The sequence below is a fragment of the Paenibacillus sp. FSL M7-0802 genome, from assembly GCF_038004945.1.
Taxonomy (GTDB): Bacteria; Bacillota; Bacilli; order Paenibacillales; family Paenibacillaceae; genus Paenibacillus; species Paenibacillus polymyxa_B.
The window spans coordinates 2510922-2533742 of record NZ_JBBOSD010000001.1; the positions used below are offsets into that span (position 1 = coordinate 2510922).

Sequence of the window (22821 nt, forward strand, 5' to 3'; positions counted from 1 at the left end):
TGGTATGAAGACAGCCGCGCCCAAAATAACTACAACACGTCTCAAAGCAGGTATGACAGGATGGTTGTTCATATCCATCGCAGTGATCATGATCGCCGCTTTTTATTTCTATCCGATGATTCAGGCGCTTATCTTGTCCTTTAAGACAGGTACAGGGTCTAATCTGAGCTTTAACGGCATTGATAACTACAAGCGACTCTTCACCGATAAAATGTTTATAACCGCCGTGAAGAATACGTTTATCTATTTAATTTTCCAGGTACCTTTGATGGTCATTCTGGCTCTGTTCATTTCGGTATTGTTGAATGATAAAAACCTGAAATTCAAGGGCTTTTTCCGCACAGCTATCTTCTTGCCGTGTATCACATCCCTTGTAGCCTATTCGGTTGTCTTCAAGTACTTGTTCTCGTCCGACGGTCTGGTAAACTCCTTATTGCTGAATCTGCACGTGATTGGCACGCCCATCCAATGGATTACAGATCCTTTCTGGGCCAAGGTTACGATTATTATCGCGATCACATGGCGCTGGACTGGTTATAATATGATCTTTTACCTATCCGGTCTTCAGAACATTGACAGTTCCATCTACGAAGCGGCCCGTATTGACGGAGCTTCCCCTATCCGACAGTTTTTCAGCATTACAGTTCCACTGCTTAAGCCGATTATCCTGTTCACTTCGATTACATCAACGATTGGTACACTCCAACTCTTCGATGAAATTATGAATATTACCAAGGGTGGGCCAGGGAACGCGACATCTTCAATTTCGCAATATATTTACAATCTGTCCTTCAAATATTCATCCGACTTTGGTTATGCGGCGACCGTATCTTATTCCATCGTCATTATGATTATTATCTTGTCAATTATCCAGTTCAAAGTGGCAGGTGAGAAAAAATGATGAAAACAAAAAGAGCATTTACGTACGCCTTTCTGATCCTTGTGTCGTTCGTTTCGATTTTCCCGTTCCTCTGGATGCTATCCAGCTCCACGAACCTGTCGGTCGATGTGACCAAAGGCAAGCTTCTGCCTGGCTCCCATTTGATGGATAACATGCACAATTTGCTTGAAAAAGTAGACATCGTTACCGCACTAAGTAACTCTGCAAAAGTCTCCATCTCAACTACGCTGCTGGCTATGCTAATCGCATCACTGGCCGGTTATGGCTTTGAAATTTACAGAAGTAAAGCGAAAGACGTTGTCTTCAATATCCTGCTGATGTCTATGATGATTCCGTTTGCGGCGATCATGATCCCGCTCTACCGGATGTTCGGCAGTATTTCTAATGTCATACCGTGGATCGGTATTGATACACTCTCTTCTGTCGTCATTCCGACCGTAACTACGGCGTTCCTGATCTTCTTTTTCCGTCAAAGCACCAAGATGTTTCCTAAGGATCTACTGGAAGCAGGTCGTATGGATGGATTATCCGAGCTGGGTCTGTTCTTCCGGGTGTATATGCCCACGATGAAAACAACCTATGCCGCTGCCGCAATCATCACATTCATGTCCAGCTGGAACAACTACCTCTGGCCTCTGATTGTGCTGCAAACGCCGGAGAATCAAACGATTCCGCTGTTGATCTCGAACCTTGGCTCCAGCTATGCACCGGATTACGGTGTCATCATGATCGCCATTGTCCTGTCCACACTGCCGACTGCACTGGTATTCTTCCTGATGCAGAAACACTTTGTAGCGGGCATGGTGGGTTCGGTTAAATAACAGACTTCTGTGTACGATCTTCAGTTCATTTTAAAAATAAGGAGTGTTCGCCTTGACCATCCATACCCCTAGTCTGGACTGGCTGACCGACGTAACCAAATTTGCTGTACATCGGCTGCCCGCCTATTCCGATCACAAATATTACGCTACGCTTCAGGAAGCGGAGCAGCAAGCTGATATGGCTTGGCGTCATAGCCTGAATGGGAGCTGGAAGTTTAACTATGCAACGAATCCAGCCAGCCGTCCGGTAGAGTTCTATGCCCCTGGCTTTGAGTATGGCGGCTGGAGCGATATTCAGGTACCGGGTCACATTCAGACGCAAGGCTTTGGCCAAATGCAGTACGTGAATACGATGTATCCATGGGACGGACATTCGGACGTTCGTCCACCCCATATTCCGGAGGACCACAACCCGGTCGGGAGCTATATCAAAAGCTTTGTTTTGCCGGAAAATATGGCTTCGGGCGCGCAGCCTGTGTTCATTTCCTTCCAAGGCGTCGAGTCGGCTTTCTATGTATGGCTGAACGGACAATTTGTCGGTTACAGCGAGGACAGCTTTACACCGTCTGATTTTGAACTGACACCGTTCCTGCAAGCAGGCGAAAACAAGCTGGCAGTAGAGGTATATCAAAGAAGTACGGGAGCGTGGCTGGAGGATCAGGACTTTTGGCGTTTTTCCGGTATTTTCAGAGACGTATATCTCTATACCATCCCTACTCTTCACGTACGTGACCTACATGCCAAAGCGGATCTGGATGCTTCCTACACGCAGGGCCTTCTGGAGCTGAAATTGACCTTGGAAAAGCCGGCAACGGCCTATGCAACTGTCGATGTGAAAGATGCTGCCGGCCATGTTGTAGCTTCTTTGAAAGCTGACTTTACTGATGGCACAGCTTCGCTGTCAGCAGCCTTGGAGCAAGTGCAGCGCTGGAGCGCGGAGAAACCTTATTTGTACACGTTGTTCATTCAAATTTATGATGCCAGTGGATCGCTCGTGGAAGTCATTCCACAAAAAATTGGCTTCCGTAAATTTGAGCTGATAAACAAGGTCATGCATTTGAACGGCAAACGCATCGTCTTTAAAGGTGTGAACCGCCATGAATTTAACGCTCGCACCGGACGTGCGATTTCCCGTGAAGATATGCTGTGGGATATCCGGACGCTCAAGCAGAACAATATGAACGCTGTTCGTACCTCTCATTATCCAAATCAGACTCTGTGGTATGAGCTATGCGATGAGTACGGGGTCTATGTAATTGATGAAATGAACTTGGAAACACACGGTTCCTGGCAAAAACTCGGCGCCGTCGAGCCATCGTGGAATATTCCCGCCAATCTGCCTGAGTGGCAGGATATCGTCATGGATCGCGCCATTTCCATGCTGGAACGGGACAAAAACCATGCGTCCATTCTGATTTGGTCCTGCGGCAATGAGTCATATGCAGGTGAAGTGCTGCGCAATGTAGCCAACTATTTCCGAGCCACCGACCCGAGCCGTTTGGTACACTACGAAGGCGTGTTTCACAACCGTACGTACGATGATACCAGCGATATGGAGAGCCGGATGTACGCCAAACCCGCAGATATCGAGCAATATCTAAACGACAATCCGCAAAAGCCGTATATCAGTTGCGAATACATGCATGCGATGGGCAATTCCGTAGGCGGCATGCACAAGTATACAGAGCTGGAGAACAAATATGAGCTGTATCAGGGCGGTTTTATATGGGATTATATTGATCAGGCTGTTATGAAAAAAGATCGCTACGGACGCGAGTACCTCGCGATCGGCGGCGACTTTGACGACCGTGCCACAGACTATGGCTTCTGTACGGACGGAATTGTCTATGCGGACCGGAAGGTTTCGCCGAAGATGCAGGAGGTCAAATTCCTGTATCAAAATCTGAAGCTCACCCCGGATACCAAAGGCGTAACCATTCGCAATGAAAGCCTGTTCGAGGGAACGGGCGACTATGAGCTAGTATACAGTCTACTGCATGAAGGCCAAGAAATCGCACGTAATGCCATTCATGTAGATGTGGCGGCTCAGACCGAAGCGTATATTCCATTGACGTTCCCAAGCACAGACAAGAAGCCTGGGGAATATGTCATTCACACGGCGCTCGTATTGAAGGAAGCGACGCTCTGGGCTGAGGCTGGGCATGAAGTAGCCTTCGGACAACATATTTTCATTGTGGAAGATCCAAATCCGCTGAGAGCTCCTACAGGTGGAGCCCTACGAGTGGTGCATGGCGATGTTAACATTGGCGTTCACGGTGCAGATTTCAGTATCATGTTCTCCAAAGGAGCAGGCAGCCTGACTTCACTTCGCTACGCCGGACGTGAGATGATCGCCATGCCTCCTGCCCCATTGTTCTGGCGGGCGACCACAGACAATGATCGGGGAACTGCTCTGGGCTTCGAAGCCGGTGGCTGGTTCGCTGCAAGCCTGACGCGTAAATGTGTAGGCATCGAGGTCACGGAAGAGCAGACAGACCGTGTGACCATTACGTTCCGCTACACCCTAAGCATTCATGCCGACGTACAGGTAACGGTAGCCTACACCGTCTTGGCGGATGGCAGTCTGAACGTAAAATCGACTTATGAAGGCGTCTCAGGACTGCCTAATCTGCCGATCTTTGCCCTTTCGTTCAAGGTTCCGGCAGACTACCGCCATCTGGACTGGTACGCGATGGGACCGGAAGAGAATTACATCGACCGTGCCTTTGGCGCGAGACTAGGCGTATTCCGTAACGAAGCTGCGGATAACGTATCCGGGTATGTCGTACCGCAGGAATCCGGTAACCGTACAGGCGTGCGCCGTGTCGATATTACCGACGATTCTCAACGCGGTATTCGCATTACTGCTCCTGCCACCGCACCTGTGGAATGCAATATTTCGCCGTTTACAGCGTTTGAGCTGGAAAGTGCCTACCATCTGTATGAGCTACCAAACGTGTATTACACCGTTGTCACCATAGCCGGTAAACAAATGGGCGTAGGCGGCGACGATAGCTGGGGAGCTCCGGTACATGAAGAATACCAAATTACAGCCGATCAAAAGCTGGAATTCGAATTTACCGTGCAACGAGTATAAATAAGCACGCTCACTGTATAGACAAGTAGATATAACAAAAGCCCTTCCGCTGCTTCCCTCATGAGAAGCTAAAGCTGGAAGGGCTTTTGTATTTTATCATTCCAATCATACTGTCAGCAGAAAATAAAGTCCTAGGTTGTCGTTGTTTCATTGAATCAACGTTTCCCGTTAGTTCCATGGATTAATATAAAACTAAAATCCAAACTCTGTTACTCTTTCAAGCCACTCACGCATAAGTGACTCAAATAATAGAGCCTGTTCAATCTGAAGATTATGCCCTGCTCGATCTAAAACGACGAAGGTTGCTCTAGGATAATTTTCTAAAATTCTAAAAGCATCTATGTAACCAACGACTGCATCTTGTCGCCCAAGGGTAAATACTGTTGGTTTATCAAAAACTAATTTATCTATATTGGTAGAAAATCCATAGTTTCTTTGAATCTTGCTAAGAAAATCGTAGTCAGCGATCTTACAACCTGCCACTATCTCTTCAGAATACCTTTTCCAATTATATTCATTGAGAACGACTTGATTTGCGCTAAAATCACTTATTTGCTCTTCACTTAAGGTGCCCATAAACTCGCGATCACAATGAACAACAAAATGCTCGGGCAGTATTCTTCTTTTGTGTTCAGGAATAATTAATGGACAAATCAGAGCAGCTCCACCAATACGATCTTTATGTCTATTAATTATTCCCCTTGTAATATATCCACCGTACGATTCGCCTGCTATGAGATAATCTTGGTTTGGGACAAGAGTTTCAATAAAATTTATAACTGCTTCTAGCATATCATCTGAATTACATATTTGATCGTAGTCCTTTGTTTGTCCCATTCCAGGCAGGTCAAGATAGATACGACGCCAATCGGGATTATCTTCAAATATCGGTTCCATGCACCCACTCATTAACCGATGGTCTGGTGTAAAACCATGGATCATTACAATTGGTTTGCCTTTACCAATTTCCTCGTAATATATATTGGCATTCTTGACTTTACAATATGGCATACAGACCCTCCAAAATTGATTTATTTATAATATTCTTACACTAAAGAAGAATCTACATTGTTTTATCAAGCAAACCAGATCTCCGGTTCGTTTTGATTATATACTCATATATAATACATGTAAAGAACACTTGTTCCCTATTCTTGTTTCTGGAGTTAAACTAACCTGCCCGTTAGCTTAATAAAACAACGTCGCTTTAATACTTTATTTTCCCAGTCTAGAACTTTAGCTAGCTCGTTGCCAAATTAACATACGTTCGCGTGAAATCAAGGTTCTTCAAGTCTCTTTGATCGATCAAAAATTCCAAATACCCTGCGTCCCACCAGCACATACCAACCTCGTCCAAAGAAGAGACCGAGAGCAGAACATGCCAATTTTCCGAAGCTCGATCGTGCTTCTCTCGATTCGTCTGATATTCTTGCAGCTGAGGCAGCACTTCGGATCGTAAATGCTCCGCATAATCCGTACTTTCCCTATGCATAGCTTGCTCGATTTCCTTATGGATCTGACTCTCACTCTTATGCCAGTTAAACAGAAGACCCTCTAGCCCGTTTCGGCGTAGGTAAGCATCCCGGAGGGTGTTCCCGGCAAAAGATTGATGCTGACCCCACACCGTGTCACTTTGTTCACAAACAAGCTCATACAGCTCTTCATACTGATCTACAAGAACATCTCCTAGTTCACCCTCCGACCGCAGGGTAACAATCGGCTGAAAAGAAATTGCATAAGATGTGAAACCCCTGTTCTCAGCACATACTTCAACCTTCCCGGTCGGTGGCAAGGTTTTCTTCAAAGCGCTGCTGTCACCGTTATAGTAAAAGATTTTATGGTCAATATCATAGGCGGGCTCATCCAGCCCAAGAAAAAAGTAAAGTATGCCCTGATGAGGCAATCCCTCAAATGGTGAAAAAGGTAGCTCGCCCAAATTAATTTGAGCAATAAACGTATAATATTCTCCGTCTGAATCACACGGCCACTCCATCGTGGGTGGCAGATCTGGATAGCCGGCGATCCGACTATTTCCAATGTGTTCGTAATTTTCCTCATGCTCCACATGAAATTGTATAGCAGCTTGAGCTTCCTGATGAATCTCTTCTTTTAAATCTTCATCCAGTGAATGCCCTTCCAGTATTCGAGTCAGTTCATCCTTTAATAGTGGTTGTAGCATCTCGCTCGCCCCTTTTCATGAAGTAATAATATAGCCTGCAACCATTTAAACCCTTACCCCAGATTACCAAATAAAAGCCTGACAATCTATTTTTCTAGCAGATATAAGTTGAATTAAAAAGTATATGTTTATATACCCTGAAACCATGTATAATTGTTATAACAGTTGAATAGTATAATAAGGAGGATAAAGAGATGGGTAAGGTGATTGGAATGGAACGTAAAATTACTAAATTCGGAAATAGCTTAGGGATTACTATGACAGAAGCCATTAAGCAGCTCGGACTGGGCCAAGGAGATACAGTTCAGGTTGAAGTAGATCACAAGAGCGGACAAATCATTATACAAAAATCGAACAAAATAACTCTGCCCTCAGGGTTAAGTGATGATTTTCTTGAAAATCTTTCTCAAGTAATGGATTCATATGACGAAACCCTTAAAGGACTTAAGGATAGATGAGCAGCATTCGTTTCTTAACCATTCAAGAAGTTATAGCTATTAATGTCGCTATGATTGAAAGATACAGCAAAGGCGAACAAATCGGCGTCAAAGATACCAGTCTACTTGAGTCTGCTGTTCTACGTCCTCAATCTTCAGCTTTTAGTGAAGATGCGTACCCCACAATATTCAGCAAAGCCGCTGCATTATTCGAATCCCTAGGGCAAAACCATCCTTTTCACAATGCAAACAAGCGAACAGCTTTTACTGCATTACTCATTTTTTTGCGCTACAATGGCTTTCAATTTAAAATGGATCAGAAAGCAGCCGAAGACTTTACTGTAGATATGGTTAATCATAAATTTTCGTTGAATCAGCTGGCTTTATTAATCGAGCTCCACTCTTCCAAACTACATGTGTGAACCTAAAAAAGAGATCACGAATGATCTCTTTTTTAGGTTCAATGGTAATCATTGCTCTTGACTGCAAGCACCTGACGGGCGATTAGCATAAAGGCATCAAAGGAATGGCAATGCTTTAATCGTTCCAGCGTCTCTTCCTGGCGGATCAGTTCTACAAACAAATCATAAATCCCCATGGCCTGTTCGTAGTCCTCTTTGCAGATTGAAAGCAGGAATACCACATGAACCTCATGGTTGGCATCCCAAGGAATCGGATTTTCCAGCAAGCACACGCTTACGACCGTTCGGTTAGAGCTTAGCTCCAGGGGATGGGGGATGGCCATCCCTCGATCTAGGGCAGTAGAGCCCAGCTTCTCTCTTTCTTTGACTGCTGGCAAAAACTTGTCGGTCACCACTCCTTTTTGCTTTAAAATACCACTCATTTCTTCAATCAGGGCATCTTTGCTCGGCTGATCGGATCGGGTCATAAACCATTGCTTGTCAAAATACCGTAGCAGTGAAGTTTCCTGTTCCTCATCGCTGGCCCGTACCATCCGCGTCATTGTCTCCATATCCCGTTCCGAAGGAATCGGGCTAATCACCGCGGACGGTTTATCCTTACGCTGCTGTAAGTGAATGGTCGAAACGACGAGGTCCTCATCGACGGTGGACATCTCCTCGTATTCCCGAAGTGAAACCACTCGGGATACATCCAGCTCAGCGAACAGCGAACGCAGCCTGGATTCTAGAATCCGGGCGGTTCCGTAGCCGGAGCCGCACACCAGCAACACGGTTTTGCGACGCCGATGAGGGATATTGTATTTGCGTTCCAATGCAGCCCCGATATGAAGTGCCAAATAACCGATTTCGTTATCGTTGATGTCGTACGGAAACGATTTTTGTAGTTCTTTTACCGCACCAACTGTGATTTCATAGGCAAGCGGATAATACTTGCGAATATGTCCAAGCAGTGGATTACGCATGTTCATACCATGCTCCAGCCGGGTCAGCATTGGCTTCAAATGTACAAATAAATCCTTGGACAGCCGTTCATCGTCACGCAAGTCATAGGTAAAGCGTTCGTAGACGAATGCCAACATCCCGCGCACTGCCAAAAAGAGACGGTCAGATTGGAGGCGCTCCCACTCGGTTTCGGCCATCTTTTTGCTGACGACATGCAGCAGAACATAATCGAACTCTCCTTCTGGACAGGTGATGCCAAAGGCCTCTTCCATCTCCCTCAGCATGGCGCTAGCCAATTCAATATCCCGCGGACTGCCCACCACCGCCTCAAAGCGTTCTAAACCATGTCCTTCCTTCACTCGCAGCACCATGACCGCCAAATGAGTGATGAGATCTTTCAGCGCCAAATCAGCCATTTTGGTCCCAACGCTCCGCAAATGCTTTAGAATAATTGTCCGGATCTGCGGTAGATCCAATCCTTGAAACAGCTGTTGTTGTTCCAAGGGCATGTCGCTGCGTTGTCCCTCTTCATCGCGGACGTCAGCATATTCAGCCAGGCAGTAACGAATACTCTTTTCTTCCCCAATCACCTTTACACCATGTCCCGGCTTGGTGCGCAGAGTAAGGCTATAATCCTCCAGAATCCGACGGATGATTTTAGAATCATTATTCATCGTGGCCCGGCTAATATACAGCTCATCGGCGAGATCCTCCATCTTCACGTATTCCCTCGCATTCAGCAGCTTGAACAGCTCATACCGTATGCGCTCTTCTGGAGCCCCCGGTAGCTGCTGACTTACTTCTGTTTCTTCCTGACTTTCATCCGCAAAAAAATGGTATTTCTCACGGTCATCAACCCTAATCGTATAGCCGCTACCCCTCTTGGATTCCAAATATGCTCCATATTCATTCAGCATACTGTCCAGCTTCTTAAGATCATCGCGGATGGTCCGCTCTGTTACCTCCAGCCGCTCAGCGAGCGCTTTGGTGGTCCAAGACCAGCCTTGATCATTTCCACTGACGAGCTGGTACAGCTTTTTCAAGCGTTTGTAGGGAAAAATCATGTAGATATAAGACCTCCTTTCCGATAAACCGTATTTTACTTCCACGTTAGTTCAATTCCGGGGTTACCAGTACCGTTAACAGCTTGCAATGCTGCAATTCCGGCAATTGTGCACCTTCCGTATCGGACGAAACCAATGTTTCTCCCTTCGAACGCTCATCCAGCGAAACCAACTCGTAATGGGCCGATTCGCTGTATGTGATATGTGCAGTCGCATTTTTCTCTAAATAAGGATTAAATACACGGACGATATAACCATCACTATGCTCTGCTTTCTTGAATGCACTCAAGATTACATTGGAATCCTTGCTAAAAGATAACAGGCTATAGTTTTGCTCAAATATTCTTTCTTCGTCTCGGAAGGCAAAAATTAAACGGCCGTTCAGAAAATCAGACAACTGGTAGCTGGACAATGGTGTTAAATATTCCTTGGCCGCTTGAGCAATGCCCGCCTCATCAAACCCGGACTCGTGGACATGTAGAGCAAACGTAAATGTAAGCTCACCGAGCAGCTGTGCATCTGGCGTTTCTACGATCTTTTCTCCTGAGGCACGACCCGGGCGGTATAGCAGATTCTCCTTGCCCATATAACCAAAAGTGCGGAATAACGTCAGCGCTATTGTATCATGTTCATGCCCAATGACTTCATATTCCCTTACTCCTTCAGTCATCACGGCTACCCCATGGGAACCATCGTTTAATGCAACATAGCTTTGCATAGCTTCAATGGTGATCGGCTTTTCCGTCCACTGCTCCCGTTCCCATACCTTTACTTCCTCCAGCGTAGTTGGACGGGCAATGACTCCGAACGGCTGATCTGCAATAGATAGCTTAGAGGCAATCCCAGTATCAAATAGCACCCGCAGACGGTGACTCAGCACTCGGTTGTCCACATCCACCGAGAAGCGTATCAGGCGTTCACCTTTCCGCAAGGACACCGATGCCTGGAGTGGCAACTCAGCTGAAGTCCCAGCAGCGGAACGCTCATTTAAATCATACGGAACCTTCAGTTTCATCCGAAGGGACAATTCTTCGGATACCGTACTTTTGGATGTTATTGTCTCCACATCAGCACCCAGCGAAGAAACTGTAAGATCACGTTCCGGTGGAGAATAGTTGTAGGAATCTCCGTCATCTCCGTTTTCCTCGAACACCATCTGATCTGAGTACACACGTCCCGAAATTTTATCCGTGATGCTTAATGCCCCGTTCTCCTGTACGGCTATGCTATAGAATTCATTTTCAATATGTTTTCCGTTGCTACGTTCTACTGTTGTATCCCCTGTTGCACTAAAATCAAATATAATTTGTGTGTACCCCATAGCAGGTACTTCCTGAAGCTCCACCAACAGCTTGGCACGGAATACACGCTCAGGCAGGTACACCTTTTTGCTCGGATTCAGATCAATATGCTGACCGAGCACGTAGTCTGTTTGTTCCACTTTCTCGGTAATCGTATACAAAAGCTGCTGACCGTTCGTATCCCGAATGACAAAGCTTCCTTCCGGCAAGTAAGCATCAATTTCTGTCACTCCCTTGCGCGGGTAAGGCAACGTATTAAAGATGGTGAAGGCAAAAGTCTCCTCCTGCTTAATCTTCGACGCGATCAGTCGCTTGTGCAGCTCCAATACATTCTCCGCGATATCCCGCGCCTGCTTATAACGAAAAGCCACATCCCGATTCGTCGTATCACTATTGCATCCACCAATGCTGTCGTGGGCTGCATTTTCAAACAAGAGCTTCCATATATCCTTCACGATATAATGTGGATATTCATGCCCAAGTGCATGGCTGATCGACAGTACAGGCTCCAGCGTGTTCACGATTAAATGTTCAATCTCGTTATTTTGCTGCTTAAGGTCAGCTCGTGTGGAAAAAATCGACTTATGAATACGCATATGCTTGGCTTCCATAAGCTCTCCTTCCAGTACAGGAAGGTCGTTGCTGTCCTTTTCAATCTCTTCAAGGAAACGTTCCGGCTCATTCATCACATATTCCCGTTCCGGGTCCAGCTCGTTGAATGTGCGAATCAATTCTGGCAAGTTCAGGCGGATAGGTGCTTGGTCGAAACCATTGGGAAAATAAACATGGCGGGTAGACGCTTTTTCTTCCAGCGCACCGATCTGGCTGTCGAGATACGCCTCAAGTTCTCCCGCTTCCTCTGGAATATTCCCACCATAGTAGTAGCCAAACGGCATCTGTACCGCAAACACCTGACTGCCATCCGACCCCTTCCACAAAAACTCGGTTTTAGGATTCGTATTATCGGCTACCCCGCGCCAGAATAGAAAATGCCGAATACCGAACTCCTGATAAATCTGCGGCATCTGCGCCGACTGGCCGAAGGCATCCGGCACATAACCGACCTTCATGGCATGACCATATTTCTGCGCCGTTTCCATACCGTAATACAGATTACGGACCATCGATTCACCGGAAATCACCAATTGATCCGTCTGCGTATACCACGGCCCGGTCATCAGGCGTTTATCGCTTACCAGACGGCGAATGCGCTCTTCATCCTCCGGGCACCAGCGGGTATAATCGTCAAGCAAGGACCCTTGGGCATCCAAAAGATAGTATTTAAAACCGTCCCCATTCTCCAACGCATCCAATACTTCTTTCACATGCTTCACCAAGTAGACTTTGGATCTGGAAGTGGTAAAATACCATTCCCGATCCCAGTGAGTATGTGGTATGACATGCACTTTCGTACGGCTCATATCTCGTTCTCCCTCCATGCTGTCTATTCTTTATCTAGTGATATTTAGTCAAATAAAAGCTCAATGTCTTCTCCATTTTTCTTAACAGAGGCCTCTTTCGTTTCAGCCTGCTGCTGTTCTTCCTCACGGAAATTGACGAGCAAGGTTCCTGCCACAATGATTAATGCGCCTGTAACCCCTCCAGCCAGATATGCAAACGGAGTACCTACGGAGATGGCGCCATACAAACCGCCAATTGGAGGCATGATGACATGTGCGCCCAGCAAAGCCGTCAATGCTGCACCTGCTGCGCAGGCAATCATATTTAATGGAATCAGCTTGGCAGGGTTACGCAGTGTAAACGGAATAGCCCCTTCCGTAATTCCGATAATGCCCATGATCACGGAGCCTTTTCCAGCTTCCCGATATGTTTTGGAAAAGCGATGTTTCAGAATTAGGGTTGCAATTCCATAGCCTAGCGGTGGAATACAGATGGCAATGTTTACGAAAATATTGGGTAAATACACACCCGACAGGAATAACGCATTTCCCGCCATCCAGGCTGCTTTATTGACGGGACCCCCAAGATCGAACCCAATCATGGCTCCCAAAATTAAGGCTAGCACCAAGGTGCTGGTTCCGCTCTCACTCATATGCTTAATCCAGTTGACCAGTCCTTCATTAATCGCGCTCAACGGCCCACCCAGGATGACGGACATGAGAATCCCGGTTAAGCCTACCGTAATGAGCGGCAAAATAATTAGCGGAACAGAACCTGCGGCCGGACCTGTGATTTTCACTTTGTTTTTCACCCAGAGGGTGACATACCCCGCGAAAAAACCTGCAACAAGAGCGCCCAAGAATCCCGCATTCGTCTCCTGTGCCAGCACGCCGCCAATCAGCCCTGCAGCAAGTGCAGGCTTGTCGGCAATTGAATAGGCGATATACCCAGCCAGAACCATGTTTAGCAGTCCAATTCCGCGCCAGCCTACATTTTCGACTAAGTATAAAATATGAAGAAATCCACTTTTGTCAGCATATGGACCAAAGTCAGTGACACCCATTGTCAGGCCGATAATTTTACACACGGCAACAATCAAGGAGCCTGCAATAATAACCGGAAGCAGGTAAGAAATGCCTGTCATCAGATGCTTTTTAGCTTCACTCAGCCATTTTTTCATCATGTTCTCCCCCATCATGAATACTACTGTTATTCAAAGGCTCATCGGATATCATTCAGATCATCTACGCTGCTGATTGTCCGTGTTGCCTCCCTAATCTTATTTTTGAGCAGAGATGGCCTCCACCGCTTTGGTAAGAACCGCTTCCGCATTGTTGACCGCATGACCGATTTTAACGCGAACAATTCTTTTATCTTCAAAACGCTCTGCATCCTTCACTGTCTGATCCGAGGCAATCAGTACAAAATCCGCCGCTGCAATGTCTTCCTCCGTAAGTTTGTTCACTTGGCCTAGTGCGCCTTGCTGCTCCACTTTAATATGGTGACCGAGCTGTGCCGCCGCCTTTTCCAGTGCTTTTGCCGCCATTGGAGTATGAGCCAACCCTGCGATACAGGATGTAACGCTTACAATTTTCATTATGACACCAACCCTTCTGTATACTGTTCCAGCAAATGATATACATCGCCGCTGCTATTGGCACCCGCTACCGCCTCTTTAAAGGAATCCTCTAAGAGCAGGGTTGCGAGCGAGGAAATAATTTGTAAATGGGATACATCCACGGACCCTTTAGGCACCAAAATACTAAAAATATACTGGACAGGCTTGCCATCATGAGAGGCCCAGTCAATGCTATGTTCCAATCGGATCACGAGGACTGCTGGTCTGGTGACCACTTCGCTCTGCGTATGAGGTATGGCAAACTGATCCTGAAGCCCTGTCGAATATACCTTTTCCCTCTCCCACAAATCCTGCACCAGTTGCTCCCTATGGACGGTGACACCCAGCTTTTCAGCCTCTTGAGCAATAAACTCAAACACAGCCGATTTGGTCTCCAGCTTCTCATCCAAATAAATCTGTTCTCTAGTAATCATGGTGGATGTCTCTCCTCCCTTCTATCTATAGGTGAAACGCTTACAAGTTTATTTTAGCCGACTCTTCCTCCATGTTTTATCTATAAAATTTCCCTATCCAAGCGGAAATGCACTAGACATTGTTCATAAATGTTTTGTGATAGGCATTCCGGTATTGGGAAGGAGTCATGTGGGCTCTTTTTTTGAACAAACGCATAAAATACTTCTCATCGGTATATCCTGCCTCTTCGGCAACCTGCTTAATGCTCATATCTGTACGGGAAATCAACTCTTTGGCTTTGTTGATACGAATACTGTGAATGAACTCCAGGGGACGCATGCCTGTATTTTGCTTGAACAAACGAGAGATATAATCCTTGTTGTAATTGAATTTTCGGGCTAAATCCGTCACAGTCAACGGCTCTTCAGCATGAATTCGAGTCCACTCGATAATTTTGTTAAAACTCACATTCCCCTGTGAACTGACAGGATTGGAAAGCAAGCGGCTAAGCGCCAGTTCAGATATCTCGATCAGTAACGAGGTGAACAAATAATTTGCACTGTGATACGTAAGGTAATGTGAGTTGGCTACATGCAAAATCTGATTGACGATAATATGAATCCGATCTCCGTTGTCTGCCTGTACACATTGCGGTAAATAGATATCACGCATCACACCATGTCGCTGCAAAAGCCCATCCATGACACTTGTTTCCTGCTTCATTTCCTCATTAGATAATACATTCGGGGTCGTGGGAACATCGAAATGAAACCAATAAAATTTCACGCCCGGCAACGATTCCCGGTATCCTTTATGCGTACGACCGGGGTACAGCAATAGAATATCTCCCTCGCCTACTTCAAAATCTTCCCGTTCCTCCCGTATATATACCGTCTCTTGGACACCCAGGATCAGCTCAAAATTCTCAATGGAACGACTCATATGCTTCCAAGGTACCTCGTTAACAAACTCGCCTGCCGAGATCAGTTGAATCGGAGCATCTACATTTACTTTTAGATAGGTCATGTTATCGCCTCTTTAGGTTCATGTTCGGATTTGTCCACCCATTGTATGGTTAAGCTACTGACATACCGCGATTGCAATGCTAATGTAGTGGAGAAATATACACTTTCATCTTAGCTAAGGAGCGATGATTTTGAAAGCTAAAGCTTTTGACTTGCATAAAGTAAGAATTGATTCCGGCCCACTTTTACATGCGATGGAACTGAATACGGCCTATCTGCTGAGTTTGGAACCCGACCGTTTATTATCACGCTTTCGTGAATATGCGGGACTGGAGCCCAAAGCGGCTCACTATGAAGGCTGGGAAGCGCGTGGCATCAGCGGACATACACTCGGTCACTACCTGTCCGGCTGTGCACTGATGTTTGCCTCCACAGGCGACGAAAGACTGTTGGAACGCGTGAACTATGTAGTCGACGAACTGGAAATATGCCAAGACAGTCATGGAAACGGATACATTTCCGGCATTCCACGTGGGAAAGAGATTTTTGAGGAAGTAAAAGCCGGAGATATCCGCTCCCAGGGCTTTGATCTGAACGGCGGCTGGGTGCCGCTATATACCATGCACAAGCTTTTTGCGGGCTTGCGTGATGCACATCTGCTGGCGCATCATCCCAAGGCCCTGTCTATAGAAATCAAACTCGGCAACTGGCTGGAGGATGTACTTCAAGGGCTGGATGATGATCAGGTGCAGCAGGTGCTGCATTGCGAGTTTGGCGGTATGAACGAGGTGCTGACCGATCTGGCGGAACATTCGGGAGAAGAACGCTTTTTGAGCCTTGCGGAACGCTTTTATCACGGAGAGGTGCTCAATGATCTCGCAGATAGCCAAGATACGCTGGCAGGGCGACATGCCAATACGCAAATTCCCAAAATCATTGGCGCTGCACGGCAATTTGAAATGACGGGAAAACCGCAATATGCGGACCTGTCTCGCTTTTTCTGGGATCGGGTTGTTCACAAGCATTCCTACGTGATCGGCGGCAATAGCTATAATGAACATTTTGGTGAACCCGGGAAGCTGAATGACCGCTTGGGCGAAGGTACCTGTGAAACTTGTAACACCTACAATATGCTGAAATTAACAAGACATATGTTCGAGTGGGACGCCTATGCAGCCTATGCTGACTACTATGAACGAGCGATGTTCAATCATATTCTGGCTTCACAGCAGCCTGTCGATGGACGTGTGTGCTATTTTGTATCGCTGGAAATGGGAGGACACAAGTCCTTTAATTCTCAATATGAGGATTTCACATGCTGTGTCGGTTCCGGTATGGAAAGCCACTCCATGTACGGCACTGCGATTTATTTTCATACGCCAGAAACGATCTATGTCAATCAATATGTCCCTTCTACCTTGACATGGGACGAGATGGGCGTACAGCTCAAACAAGACACTCTCTTTCCGCAAAATGGACGGGGAACGCTGCGCGTCATCAGCAAGGAGCCCAAATCCTTCGCGATCAAGCTAAGATGCCCTCATTGGGCGGAGCAAGGGATGATGATTAAAATCAACGGGGAAGAGTACGTCACAGAGGCTTGTCCTACCAGCTACGTTGTAATTGAACGGGAATGGAACAATGGGGATACGATCGAGTATGACATTCCTATGACCGTGAGAGTCGAGGAAATGCCGGATAATCCACGCCGAATTGCTTTTATGCATGGGCCGCTAGTGCTGGCTGGGGACCTTGGTCCTGTTGAGCAGGAATCCAACGAAGAACGTCTGCTTGCGTCTGTTCTGATCGGAGCGACCGACTCATTGACAACGAAGCTGATTGCTGACGGGAACGAGCCTAATACATTCCATACGACCAACTTAGGCTATATCGGAGACTTGAAGCTTCGTCCGTTTTATCAAATGTATGATCGTTCATATACCGTCTATTGGGATCTCTTTTCCCAGGAGGAATGGGCAGCAACAGAGGCAGAATATCGTACCGCGTTAGCGTATCAGCTAGAGCTGGAACGACTTACAGTGGACGTTGTGCAGCCTGCCGAAATGCAGCCTGAACGGGATCATGCCTTTACTGGAGAGCATGTAGGTTTGGGGTCCATCTACAACCGCAAATATCGCGACACCTGGCCTGGGGGCTGGTTCTCTTTTGTCATGAAGGTGCTTTCGGATGAGCCTGTCCAATTGGCGGTCACTTATTTGAAGGACTTGAGCCGTCCTCATAGTGACTTTGACATCACTGCGGATGGTCAGATTTTAGGGGAAGGCAAGCTGGAGTCTGAGGAAATGAATAAATTCGAAACGTTCACCTATGAGCTTCCTCTATCTGTGACGAGCCAGAAGAATGAAGTGACGATTCAATTCACAGCCCATCCACAAGGTAAAGTGGCGAAAGTAGCTGGATTACGAGTGATTAGACACTCTATTGTATGATCAAATTATCTATATAAATCTACTATTTCGCCTACTCCGTTTTGATGTTCGTTTTTTAAAGGAAGCTTATAAAACAACAAGCAGACGCTCCTATAAGCTGTCTGCTTGTTCTGCTTACTGCCTTATAACTTCGATTCATCGTTATTGCTCCATGTTCACTTCACAGCATGTTCATTTCACGGAAGCTGTCTCTAATCTTGCGTAGCTCTTGCTGTGCCCTGCTGTATCGGGAAGCGTAGGTCCAGGCAAGCACCTGATGATAATGTGAAGGCGTTTCAATCGTAGTCACGTTATACATGATCGGAGTCCCGTCTACTTCTCCTTTTAGGGTAAACTCAATGGCTGGGTATCCATTCACCACCAAGTCGGAGGCAATCCCCAATTCAGAGTCCGTAATTCCTGACACCAAATGTTCCTCAATGATTCCTTTATATTCTTGAAGAGTCATACTGCTGTCAAAATCGCTTTTCGGTTCAGATAATACAATCAAATATCTTTCGGTCAATTCATTTTTAATGGAAATATCCGCTTCCTCATTAATCATATTATCTCGTGACCAATTCCACGGAGCCGTAACCGCAAACTGGCTATCCTTACTGGTAAATACCTCAGGCTTCACGATTTGAGTAATGAGCGTAGAAATTAAAGATACAGCAAAGACAATCGAAATGATCGTCATCAGGATGATTGCTCCTGCAAAAATCCCGGTTTTCTTTCTGCCGGCCTTTCCCAAATCCCTTACCTTAACCACATATGTATTCGCAGCCATATCTCCAATCCGTTGTTTCCGAGGTGTCACCAGCACACATAACCCCGCGGGCAGTCCCAGAAAAAATAGCGGATTCGTATCTACCAGCTGTATGAGGGTGCGGATCAAGGACTTAGCCATGCCTGGCGGCCTTCCTTCTTCATTCACGACCTGAATACGAAGTACAAACTTGCCCAACGTATAGCCCGTAAGTCCTTCCAGTAACAGATAATAGCAGAAGGAGCCAATCAGGAAAAGCATCACTACCATGCCCATATTTGGGGTTTCCGCTTCAGATACTTTTTTCGCTGTAAAATAAACCAGCCCTCCATACCCAAAGACGATAAGAATGAAGTCAATCATCCAAGCCGCCCATCTTCTGAAAAAAATAGAGGCTCCGTATGTTTCTGATAATACTGCCATCTTATCCGGTTCTCGTCGATGATAGCCGCCAGTCGTCGCATATGGTCCCAGAACGACTGTAGATGGATTGTTCGTTACACCATGTTCCTCCAAATGATACACCTCTGTTGTCAATTTAATCCCGGTTAAGTATAGCATCCTTTTTCATCCAGTGAAGCAAGCCTGACAGTGCACTGGAGTAAACCGAATCCCGCCGATGAACAAACCACACCTCTAATTTGCGATATTTTTTGAGCAAACGATGAGAAGCAATACTTCCCGCCTCCTCTGCCTTTGCAATCGACGATTGTGGTAACATGGACACCCCTAGACCAGAGGCTACACCACCCAAAATGACTTCCAAGGTTCCGAACTCCATAACCTGATACGCATCCACACCTGCTTCGCTCAGAAAGCTTTCTGCTCTTGTACGATGCGTGCAGCCTACGTCGAAGAACAGCATAGGCTTGGCAAGCAACTCACCCATGTCCCTTTTCCCTGGTTCCGAGATGAGTACCAGTTCCTCTTCAAAAGCTGCAACATACTCTATATGCGGATCATCGACGGGGCCATAGACGAACGCTCCATCTAATTCGTAATTCAATACCTTTTGTACGAGATCATGTGTGCTGCCTGTCATAAGCGATAGATGGACATCAGGATATTGAGCGTGATATTCCGTCAATAAAGAAGTCAGATGTGTAACCGCCGTCGTCTCAATCGACCCCATTCGCAAAGGTCCCGCAGGCTGGTCTGAATATTGAGTGGACTTTACTGCCTCGTCCAGCAAGGTCAGTATGGTATCCGCATATTCCAGCAGATTCTCTCCTGCTGGCGTTAGCGTCATTCCCCGGTTAGATCGGCGAAATAGCGGTACGTTCAATTGTGCCTCAAGCTGCTGAATCCGCGAGGTCACATTGGACTGTACATAGTTCAAGGCTTGCGCAGCCTTTGTGATACTGCCCTCGCGAGCGACGGCCCGAAAAATTTTCAAATCACTGCTTTCCATGTATACGTCACCTGCTTGGTATGATCATTTGTGATACTCACGTTCGATTTTGTTCATTTTACCGGATGCTTGCCGCTCTGTACAATTCAATATACATGCAATTGCATCTAAATTCGCACCACGGGAGGTTTTAAAATGAAAGCCGTGATACATGCCAGCAAAAATGGCCCTGAGGGTCTGATGTATACAGACGTTACGGACAGACAGCCAGGGCACGATGAGGTGAGAGTAAAACTCAAAGCCGCAGGCTTGAACCATCGGGACCTATTCCTCATGGCAGATCGAGCTGCCAACGATGCTCCACTCATTCTCGGATCGGATGGAGCAGGTGTGATTGAGGCTGTGGGTGCTAGTGTCCCAACCTCGCTGGTAGGCACCGATGTAATTATCAATCCCTGTATCGGATGGGAGAATACGCATCATGTTCCCTTGGTTCCAGCCATTCTGGGCGGACCTTCGGACGGGACATTCGCTGAATCGGTTATCATCCCCGTCCAAAATGCCGTCAGCAAGCCAGCATACCTTTCATGGGAAGAAGCAGGGGTACTGCCTTTGTCTGCTTTGACCGCTTATCGCGCGCTCTTCACAAGAGGCCAGTTACAGCAGGGTGAGCACGTCCTCATTCCCGGTATTGGCGGTGGTGTAGCCACGTATGCCATGCTTATGGCTTTAGCGGCAGGTGCACGGGTCACCGTCACATCACGCAGCGAAGCCAAGAGTCAGGCTGCCCTCGCCCATGGCGCTAATCATGCATTCGACAGCCATAGCGAATGGAAAGAAAGTATGAACGGAGACACTGTGGATCTGGTTCTTGACAGTATCGGTCCTGCTACATTCGATAAATATTTTGATATCCTCAAGCCGAACGGTCGGATCGTTACATTTGGCGCAAGCTCAGGAGATCGAGTAGAGATTCCGCTGCGGTCTATATTTTTCCCTCAAATCAGCATCATCGGCACCTCTATGGGCAGTGGCGAGGAATTCGCAGCTATGCTTCAGTTTATGGAGCGCCATGCACTCCATCCGATTATAGATAGCGTATTTCCTCTACAAGACACACCGCAAGCCTTCCACCGTATGCAGCAGGGAGCGCAGTTAGGCAATATAGGAATCAGGATGGAGTAAGGGGTCTGAACGAAGTATAGGAATAGAAAAAAATCCACTACCGTAAAATGCCTTCATCCAGAAGTCAATTTTATGGTAGTGGACCTATTCAGTCGATCAAACGATGCTGGACCCATTTGTTGCCGCGGAAGCGCCAAAGGAAAACGATCCCTCGCACGCCCCATTCAATATCCATAGCCAACCAGACACCAACAATCCCCAGATTGAAGACTATGCCCAAAATATATCCAAGCACCACCCGACATAACCACATGGACAGCATCGAGGTGAGGGACGTAAATTTCGAATCACCTGCTGCTCTAAGCGCAGAGGGTGTAATAAAGGCTATGGACCAGAGCGGAATCTGGGCCAACGTATTAATCAGAATGACAACAAAAATGTCATCTACGATTTCGGCAGGCGGATGAAATAGCCCCACCATCGGCTCAAACAAAGGCATCAGGATTAATCCCATTACAATAAACGAACAAGACGACAGCCAAATAAACGATTTGGTAAACTTCCGGGCATCCGCGACATTTCGACGCCCCATGCATTGACCGACCACAGTTACAATCGTAAGAGCCAAAGCATTTGCAGGGATTTGGAACACATTAGCTAGGGATGAGCAAATGGCATTGGTCGCCAACGCATTTGTCCCCAGGCTCACAATGAAAATTTGGGTTAAAATTTTGCCCCCATTAAAAAACATCTGTTCCGCTGCAAAGGGAAGCCCGATAAACAGAATCTTTTTAAGCATAGCCAGATTAAAATAAAGCATATCTCTAAGCTGAACACGCAAGTCATCATCTACCCTGACCAAATAGATCAGCGCGCATACTGCTCCTGCATATCTGGACACATTGACGGCAATCGTCATGCCCAGCACACCCATATCCAATACATTAATGAATACCACATTAAGAAGCACATACGAGAGGTTCATGATGAGCGAAAGAGCCAGCGATGCCCTCGTCTTCCCAATGCCCCTCAGCGCCCCACACACTGCCTCAACGATTGCAATCCCCACAAAAGACATACAGCTTCCCAGCAGATATACCTTACCGTTAGCTAATACATCTGGCGAGGCCGAACCAAACAGAACACTTAAAATCGGATTGTACAAAACCATCATAAACAAACTGATACATAAGGCCAGCAAGGAAACGGAGGAAATGGTGCCGGATGCAGCTTTAGAGACCATGAGGTCGTTACCGCTCCCCTTATACTGTGCCACGACAACCGTTCCCCCGGTAGACACTGCAACAAACACATTAATCAGAAAAATATTCAAAGAATCGATCATATTTACAGCACTGACTGCCGCCATCCCCGACGAGCTAATCATTGCCGTGTTCACCAAATTAAAACCCACAATAAAAGCCTGATCAATCAGAAGCGGGATAAACAGCGCAATAATCTGTCGATAATCGATAGACTCTCCTGAAAAATGCTTATTCAGAAAGCCATGTGTTCTCATCCTTACACTCAGTTGACTCATATCATCACATTCTTTTTCTCAAATTGAAAAAAACCCTTCAACAGA

General features: G+C 46.6%; 18 protein-coding genes. 7 read left to right on the top strand and 11 right to left on the bottom strand.

Annotated elements, in window-relative coordinates; all coding sequences use genetic code 11:
- Positions 1-4: 4 nt before the first annotated feature.
- Genes MHB54_RS11745 through MHB54_RS11755 form a run of 3 tightly spaced genes read left to right on the top strand, consistent with a single transcriptional unit; the run spans position 5 to position 4819 of the window.
- Positions 5-901: a carbohydrate ABC transporter permease gene (locus tag MHB54_RS11745; RefSeq protein WP_013308301.1), complete on the top strand. Its 897-nt coding sequence runs from the start codon at positions 5-7 to the stop codon at positions 899-901.
- Positions 898-1722, top strand: a complete 825-nt coding sequence (locus MHB54_RS11750; RefSeq protein WP_023986538.1) for a carbohydrate ABC transporter permease — start codon at positions 898-900, stop codon at positions 1720-1722. Before MHB54_RS11745 ends, MHB54_RS11750 begins: the two co-directional genes overlap by 4 nt.
- Positions 1723-1774: 52 nt before the next feature.
- Positions 1775-4819 carry a glycoside hydrolase family 2 TIM barrel-domain containing protein gene (locus MHB54_RS11755; protein ID WP_264454292.1) on the top strand — a complete coding sequence of 1015 codons (3045 nt, stop codon included), beginning with the start codon at positions 1775-1777 and terminating at the stop codon, positions 4817-4819.
- Between the two features lie 192 nt (positions 4820-5011).
- Here the strand turns inward: MHB54_RS11755 and MHB54_RS11760 are convergent, their stop codons facing one another.
- Together MHB54_RS11760 and MHB54_RS11765 are read right to left on the bottom strand one after the other, a co-directional pair.
- Positions 5012-5830, bottom strand: a complete 819-nt coding sequence (locus MHB54_RS11760) for an alpha/beta fold hydrolase (RefSeq protein ID WP_264454293.1) — start codon at positions 5828-5830, stop codon at positions 5012-5014.
- A gap of 229 nt (positions 5831-6059) precedes the next feature.
- Entirely contained in the window at positions 6060-6998 is a 939-nt protein-coding gene (locus MHB54_RS11765) for a YwqG family protein (protein WP_053324402.1), read from the bottom strand.
- A 194-nt stretch (positions 6999-7192) separates the two neighbouring features.
- Here MHB54_RS11765 and MHB54_RS11770 point away from each other — a divergent pair, with 194 nt between their 5' ends.
- Complete coding sequence (locus tag MHB54_RS11770) at positions 7193-7456, top strand: AbrB/MazE/SpoVT family DNA-binding domain-containing protein (RefSeq protein WP_013308294.1); 264 nt, start codon at positions 7193-7195, stop codon at positions 7454-7456.
- Complete coding sequence (locus tag MHB54_RS11775; RefSeq protein ID WP_023986534.1) at positions 7453-7857, top strand: type II toxin-antitoxin system death-on-curing family toxin; 405 nt, start codon at positions 7453-7455, stop codon at positions 7855-7857. Before MHB54_RS11770 ends, MHB54_RS11775 begins: the two co-directional genes overlap by 4 nt.
- Before the next feature lie 38 nt (positions 7858-7895).
- Here MHB54_RS11775 and MHB54_RS11780 read toward each other — a convergent pair whose 3' ends face one another.
- From MHB54_RS11780 to MHB54_RS11805, 6 genes are all read right to left on the bottom strand, one after another.
- Positions 7896-9863 carry a BglG family transcription antiterminator gene (locus MHB54_RS11780; protein ID WP_068938364.1) on the bottom strand — a complete coding sequence of 656 codons (1968 nt, stop codon included), beginning with the start codon at positions 9861-9863 and terminating at the stop codon, positions 7896-7898.
- Between the two features lie 46 nt (positions 9864-9909).
- Positions 9910-12585, bottom strand: coding sequence for a mannosylglycerate hydrolase (gene mngB / locus MHB54_RS11785; RefSeq protein ID WP_254349138.1), 2676 nt, complete (start codon positions 12583-12585; stop codon positions 9910-9912).
- Between the two features lie 44 nt (positions 12586-12629).
- Positions 12630-13745 carry a PTS fructose transporter subunit IIC gene (locus MHB54_RS11790; protein WP_264454790.1) on the bottom strand — a complete coding sequence of 372 codons (1116 nt, stop codon included), beginning with the start codon at positions 13743-13745 and terminating at the stop codon, positions 12630-12632.
- A 99-nt stretch (positions 13746-13844) separates the two neighbouring features.
- The gene (locus tag MHB54_RS11795) at positions 13845-14162 is read right to left on the bottom strand and encodes a PTS fructose transporter subunit IIB (RefSeq protein ID WP_023986530.1); all 318 of its coding nucleotides are present in this window, start codon (positions 14160-14162) and stop codon (positions 13845-13847) included.
- Positions 14162-14617 (bottom strand): PTS sugar transporter subunit IIA, encoded by a 456-nt coding sequence (locus MHB54_RS11800; protein ID WP_025718799.1) that lies wholly within the window; start codon positions 14615-14617, stop codon positions 14162-14164. Before MHB54_RS11800 ends, MHB54_RS11795 begins: the two co-directional genes overlap by 1 nt.
- A 112-nt stretch (positions 14618-14729) precedes the next feature.
- Positions 14730-15623 (bottom strand): AraC family transcriptional regulator, encoded by an 894-nt coding sequence (locus MHB54_RS11805; RefSeq protein ID WP_264454294.1) that lies wholly within the window; start codon positions 15621-15623, stop codon positions 14730-14732.
- A gap of 130 nt (positions 15624-15753) precedes the next feature.
- On the opposite strand from MHB54_RS11805, the gene MHB54_RS11810 reads away from it, so the two are divergent.
- Positions 15754-18012, top strand: coding sequence for a glycoside hydrolase family 127 protein (locus MHB54_RS11810; RefSeq protein WP_264454295.1), 2259 nt, complete (start codon positions 15754-15756; stop codon positions 18010-18012).
- 160 nt (positions 18013-18172) lie between these two features.
- Here the strand turns inward: MHB54_RS11810 and MHB54_RS11815 are convergent, their stop codons facing one another.
- On the bottom strand, positions 18173-19321 hold the full coding sequence (locus tag MHB54_RS11815; protein WP_076295713.1) for an RDD family protein: 1149 nt from the start codon (positions 19319-19321) through the stop codon (positions 18173-18175).
- Entirely contained in the window at positions 19299-20171 is an 873-nt protein-coding gene (locus tag MHB54_RS11820; RefSeq protein WP_053326520.1) for a LysR family transcriptional regulator, read from the bottom strand. Before MHB54_RS11820 ends, MHB54_RS11815 begins: the two co-directional genes overlap by 23 nt.
- 135 nt (positions 20172-20306) lie before the next feature.
- On the opposite strand from MHB54_RS11820, the gene MHB54_RS11825 reads away from it, so the two are divergent.
- A complete protein-coding gene (locus MHB54_RS11825) occupies positions 20307-21296 on the top strand; it encodes a zinc-binding dehydrogenase (protein ID WP_254349142.1) in 990 nt (329 codons plus the stop codon).
- A gap of 88 nt (positions 21297-21384) precedes the next feature.
- Here MHB54_RS11825 and MHB54_RS11830 read toward each other — a convergent pair whose 3' ends face one another.
- The gene (locus tag MHB54_RS11830) at positions 21385-22776 is read right to left on the bottom strand and encodes an MATE family efflux transporter (protein ID WP_023986523.1); all 1392 of its coding nucleotides are present in this window, start codon (positions 22774-22776) and stop codon (positions 21385-21387) included.
- Positions 22777-22821: the final 45 nt, after the last annotated feature.

Bases quoted from the DNA above. Each gene is read 5' to 3' on its own strand.
- MHB54_RS11745 (WP_013308301.1), top strand. From the start codon at position 5: ATGAAGACAGCCGCGCCCAAAATAACTACAACACGTCTCAAAGCAGGT.
- MHB54_RS11750 (WP_023986538.1), top strand. From the start codon at position 898: ATGATGAAAACAAAAAGAGCATTTACGTACGCCTTTCTGATCCTTGTG.
- MHB54_RS11760 (WP_264454293.1), bottom strand. From the start codon at position 5,830: ATGCCATATTGTAAAGTCAAGAATGCCAATATATATTACGAGGAAATT.
- MHB54_RS11765 (WP_053324402.1), bottom strand. From the start codon at position 6,998: ATGCTACAACCACTATTAAAGGATGAACTGACTCGAATACTGGAAGGG.
- MHB54_RS11770 (WP_013308294.1), top strand. From the start codon at position 7,193: ATGGGTAAGGTGATTGGAATGGAACGTAAAATTACTAAATTCGGAAAT.
- MHB54_RS11775 (WP_023986534.1), top strand. From the start codon at position 7,453: ATGAGCAGCATTCGTTTCTTAACCATTCAAGAAGTTATAGCTATTAAT.
- MHB54_RS11780 (WP_068938364.1), bottom strand. From the start codon at position 9,863: ATGATTTTTCCCTACAAACGCTTGAAAAAGCTGTACCAGCTCGTCAGT.
- mngB (WP_254349138.1), bottom strand. From the start codon at position 12,585: ATGAGCCGTACGAAAGTGCATGTCATACCACATACTCACTGGGATCGG.
- MHB54_RS11790 (WP_264454790.1), bottom strand. From the start codon at position 13,745: ATGAAAAAATGGCTGAGTGAAGCTAAAAAGCATCTGATGACAGGCATT.
- MHB54_RS11795 (WP_023986530.1), bottom strand. From the start codon at position 14,162: ATGAAAATTGTAAGCGTTACATCCTGTATCGCAGGGTTGGCTCATACT.
- MHB54_RS11800 (WP_025718799.1), bottom strand. From the start codon at position 14,617: ATGATTACTAGAGAACAGATTTATTTGGATGAGAAGCTGGAGACCAAA.
- MHB54_RS11805 (WP_264454294.1), bottom strand. From the start codon at position 15,623: ATGACCTATCTAAAAGTAAATGTAGATGCTCCGATTCAACTGATCTCG.
- MHB54_RS11815 (WP_076295713.1), bottom strand. From the start codon at position 19,321: ATGCTATACTTAACCGGGATTAAATTGACAACAGAGGTGTATCATTTG.
- MHB54_RS11820 (WP_053326520.1), bottom strand. From the start codon at position 20,171: ATGGAAAGCAGTGATTTGAAAATTTTTCGGGCCGTCGCTCGCGAGGGC.
- MHB54_RS11825 (WP_254349142.1), top strand. From the start codon at position 20,307: ATGAAAGCCGTGATACATGCCAGCAAAAATGGCCCTGAGGGTCTGATG.
- MHB54_RS11830 (WP_023986523.1), bottom strand. From the start codon at position 22,776: ATGAGTCAACTGAGTGTAAGGATGAGAACACATGGCTTTCTGAATAAG.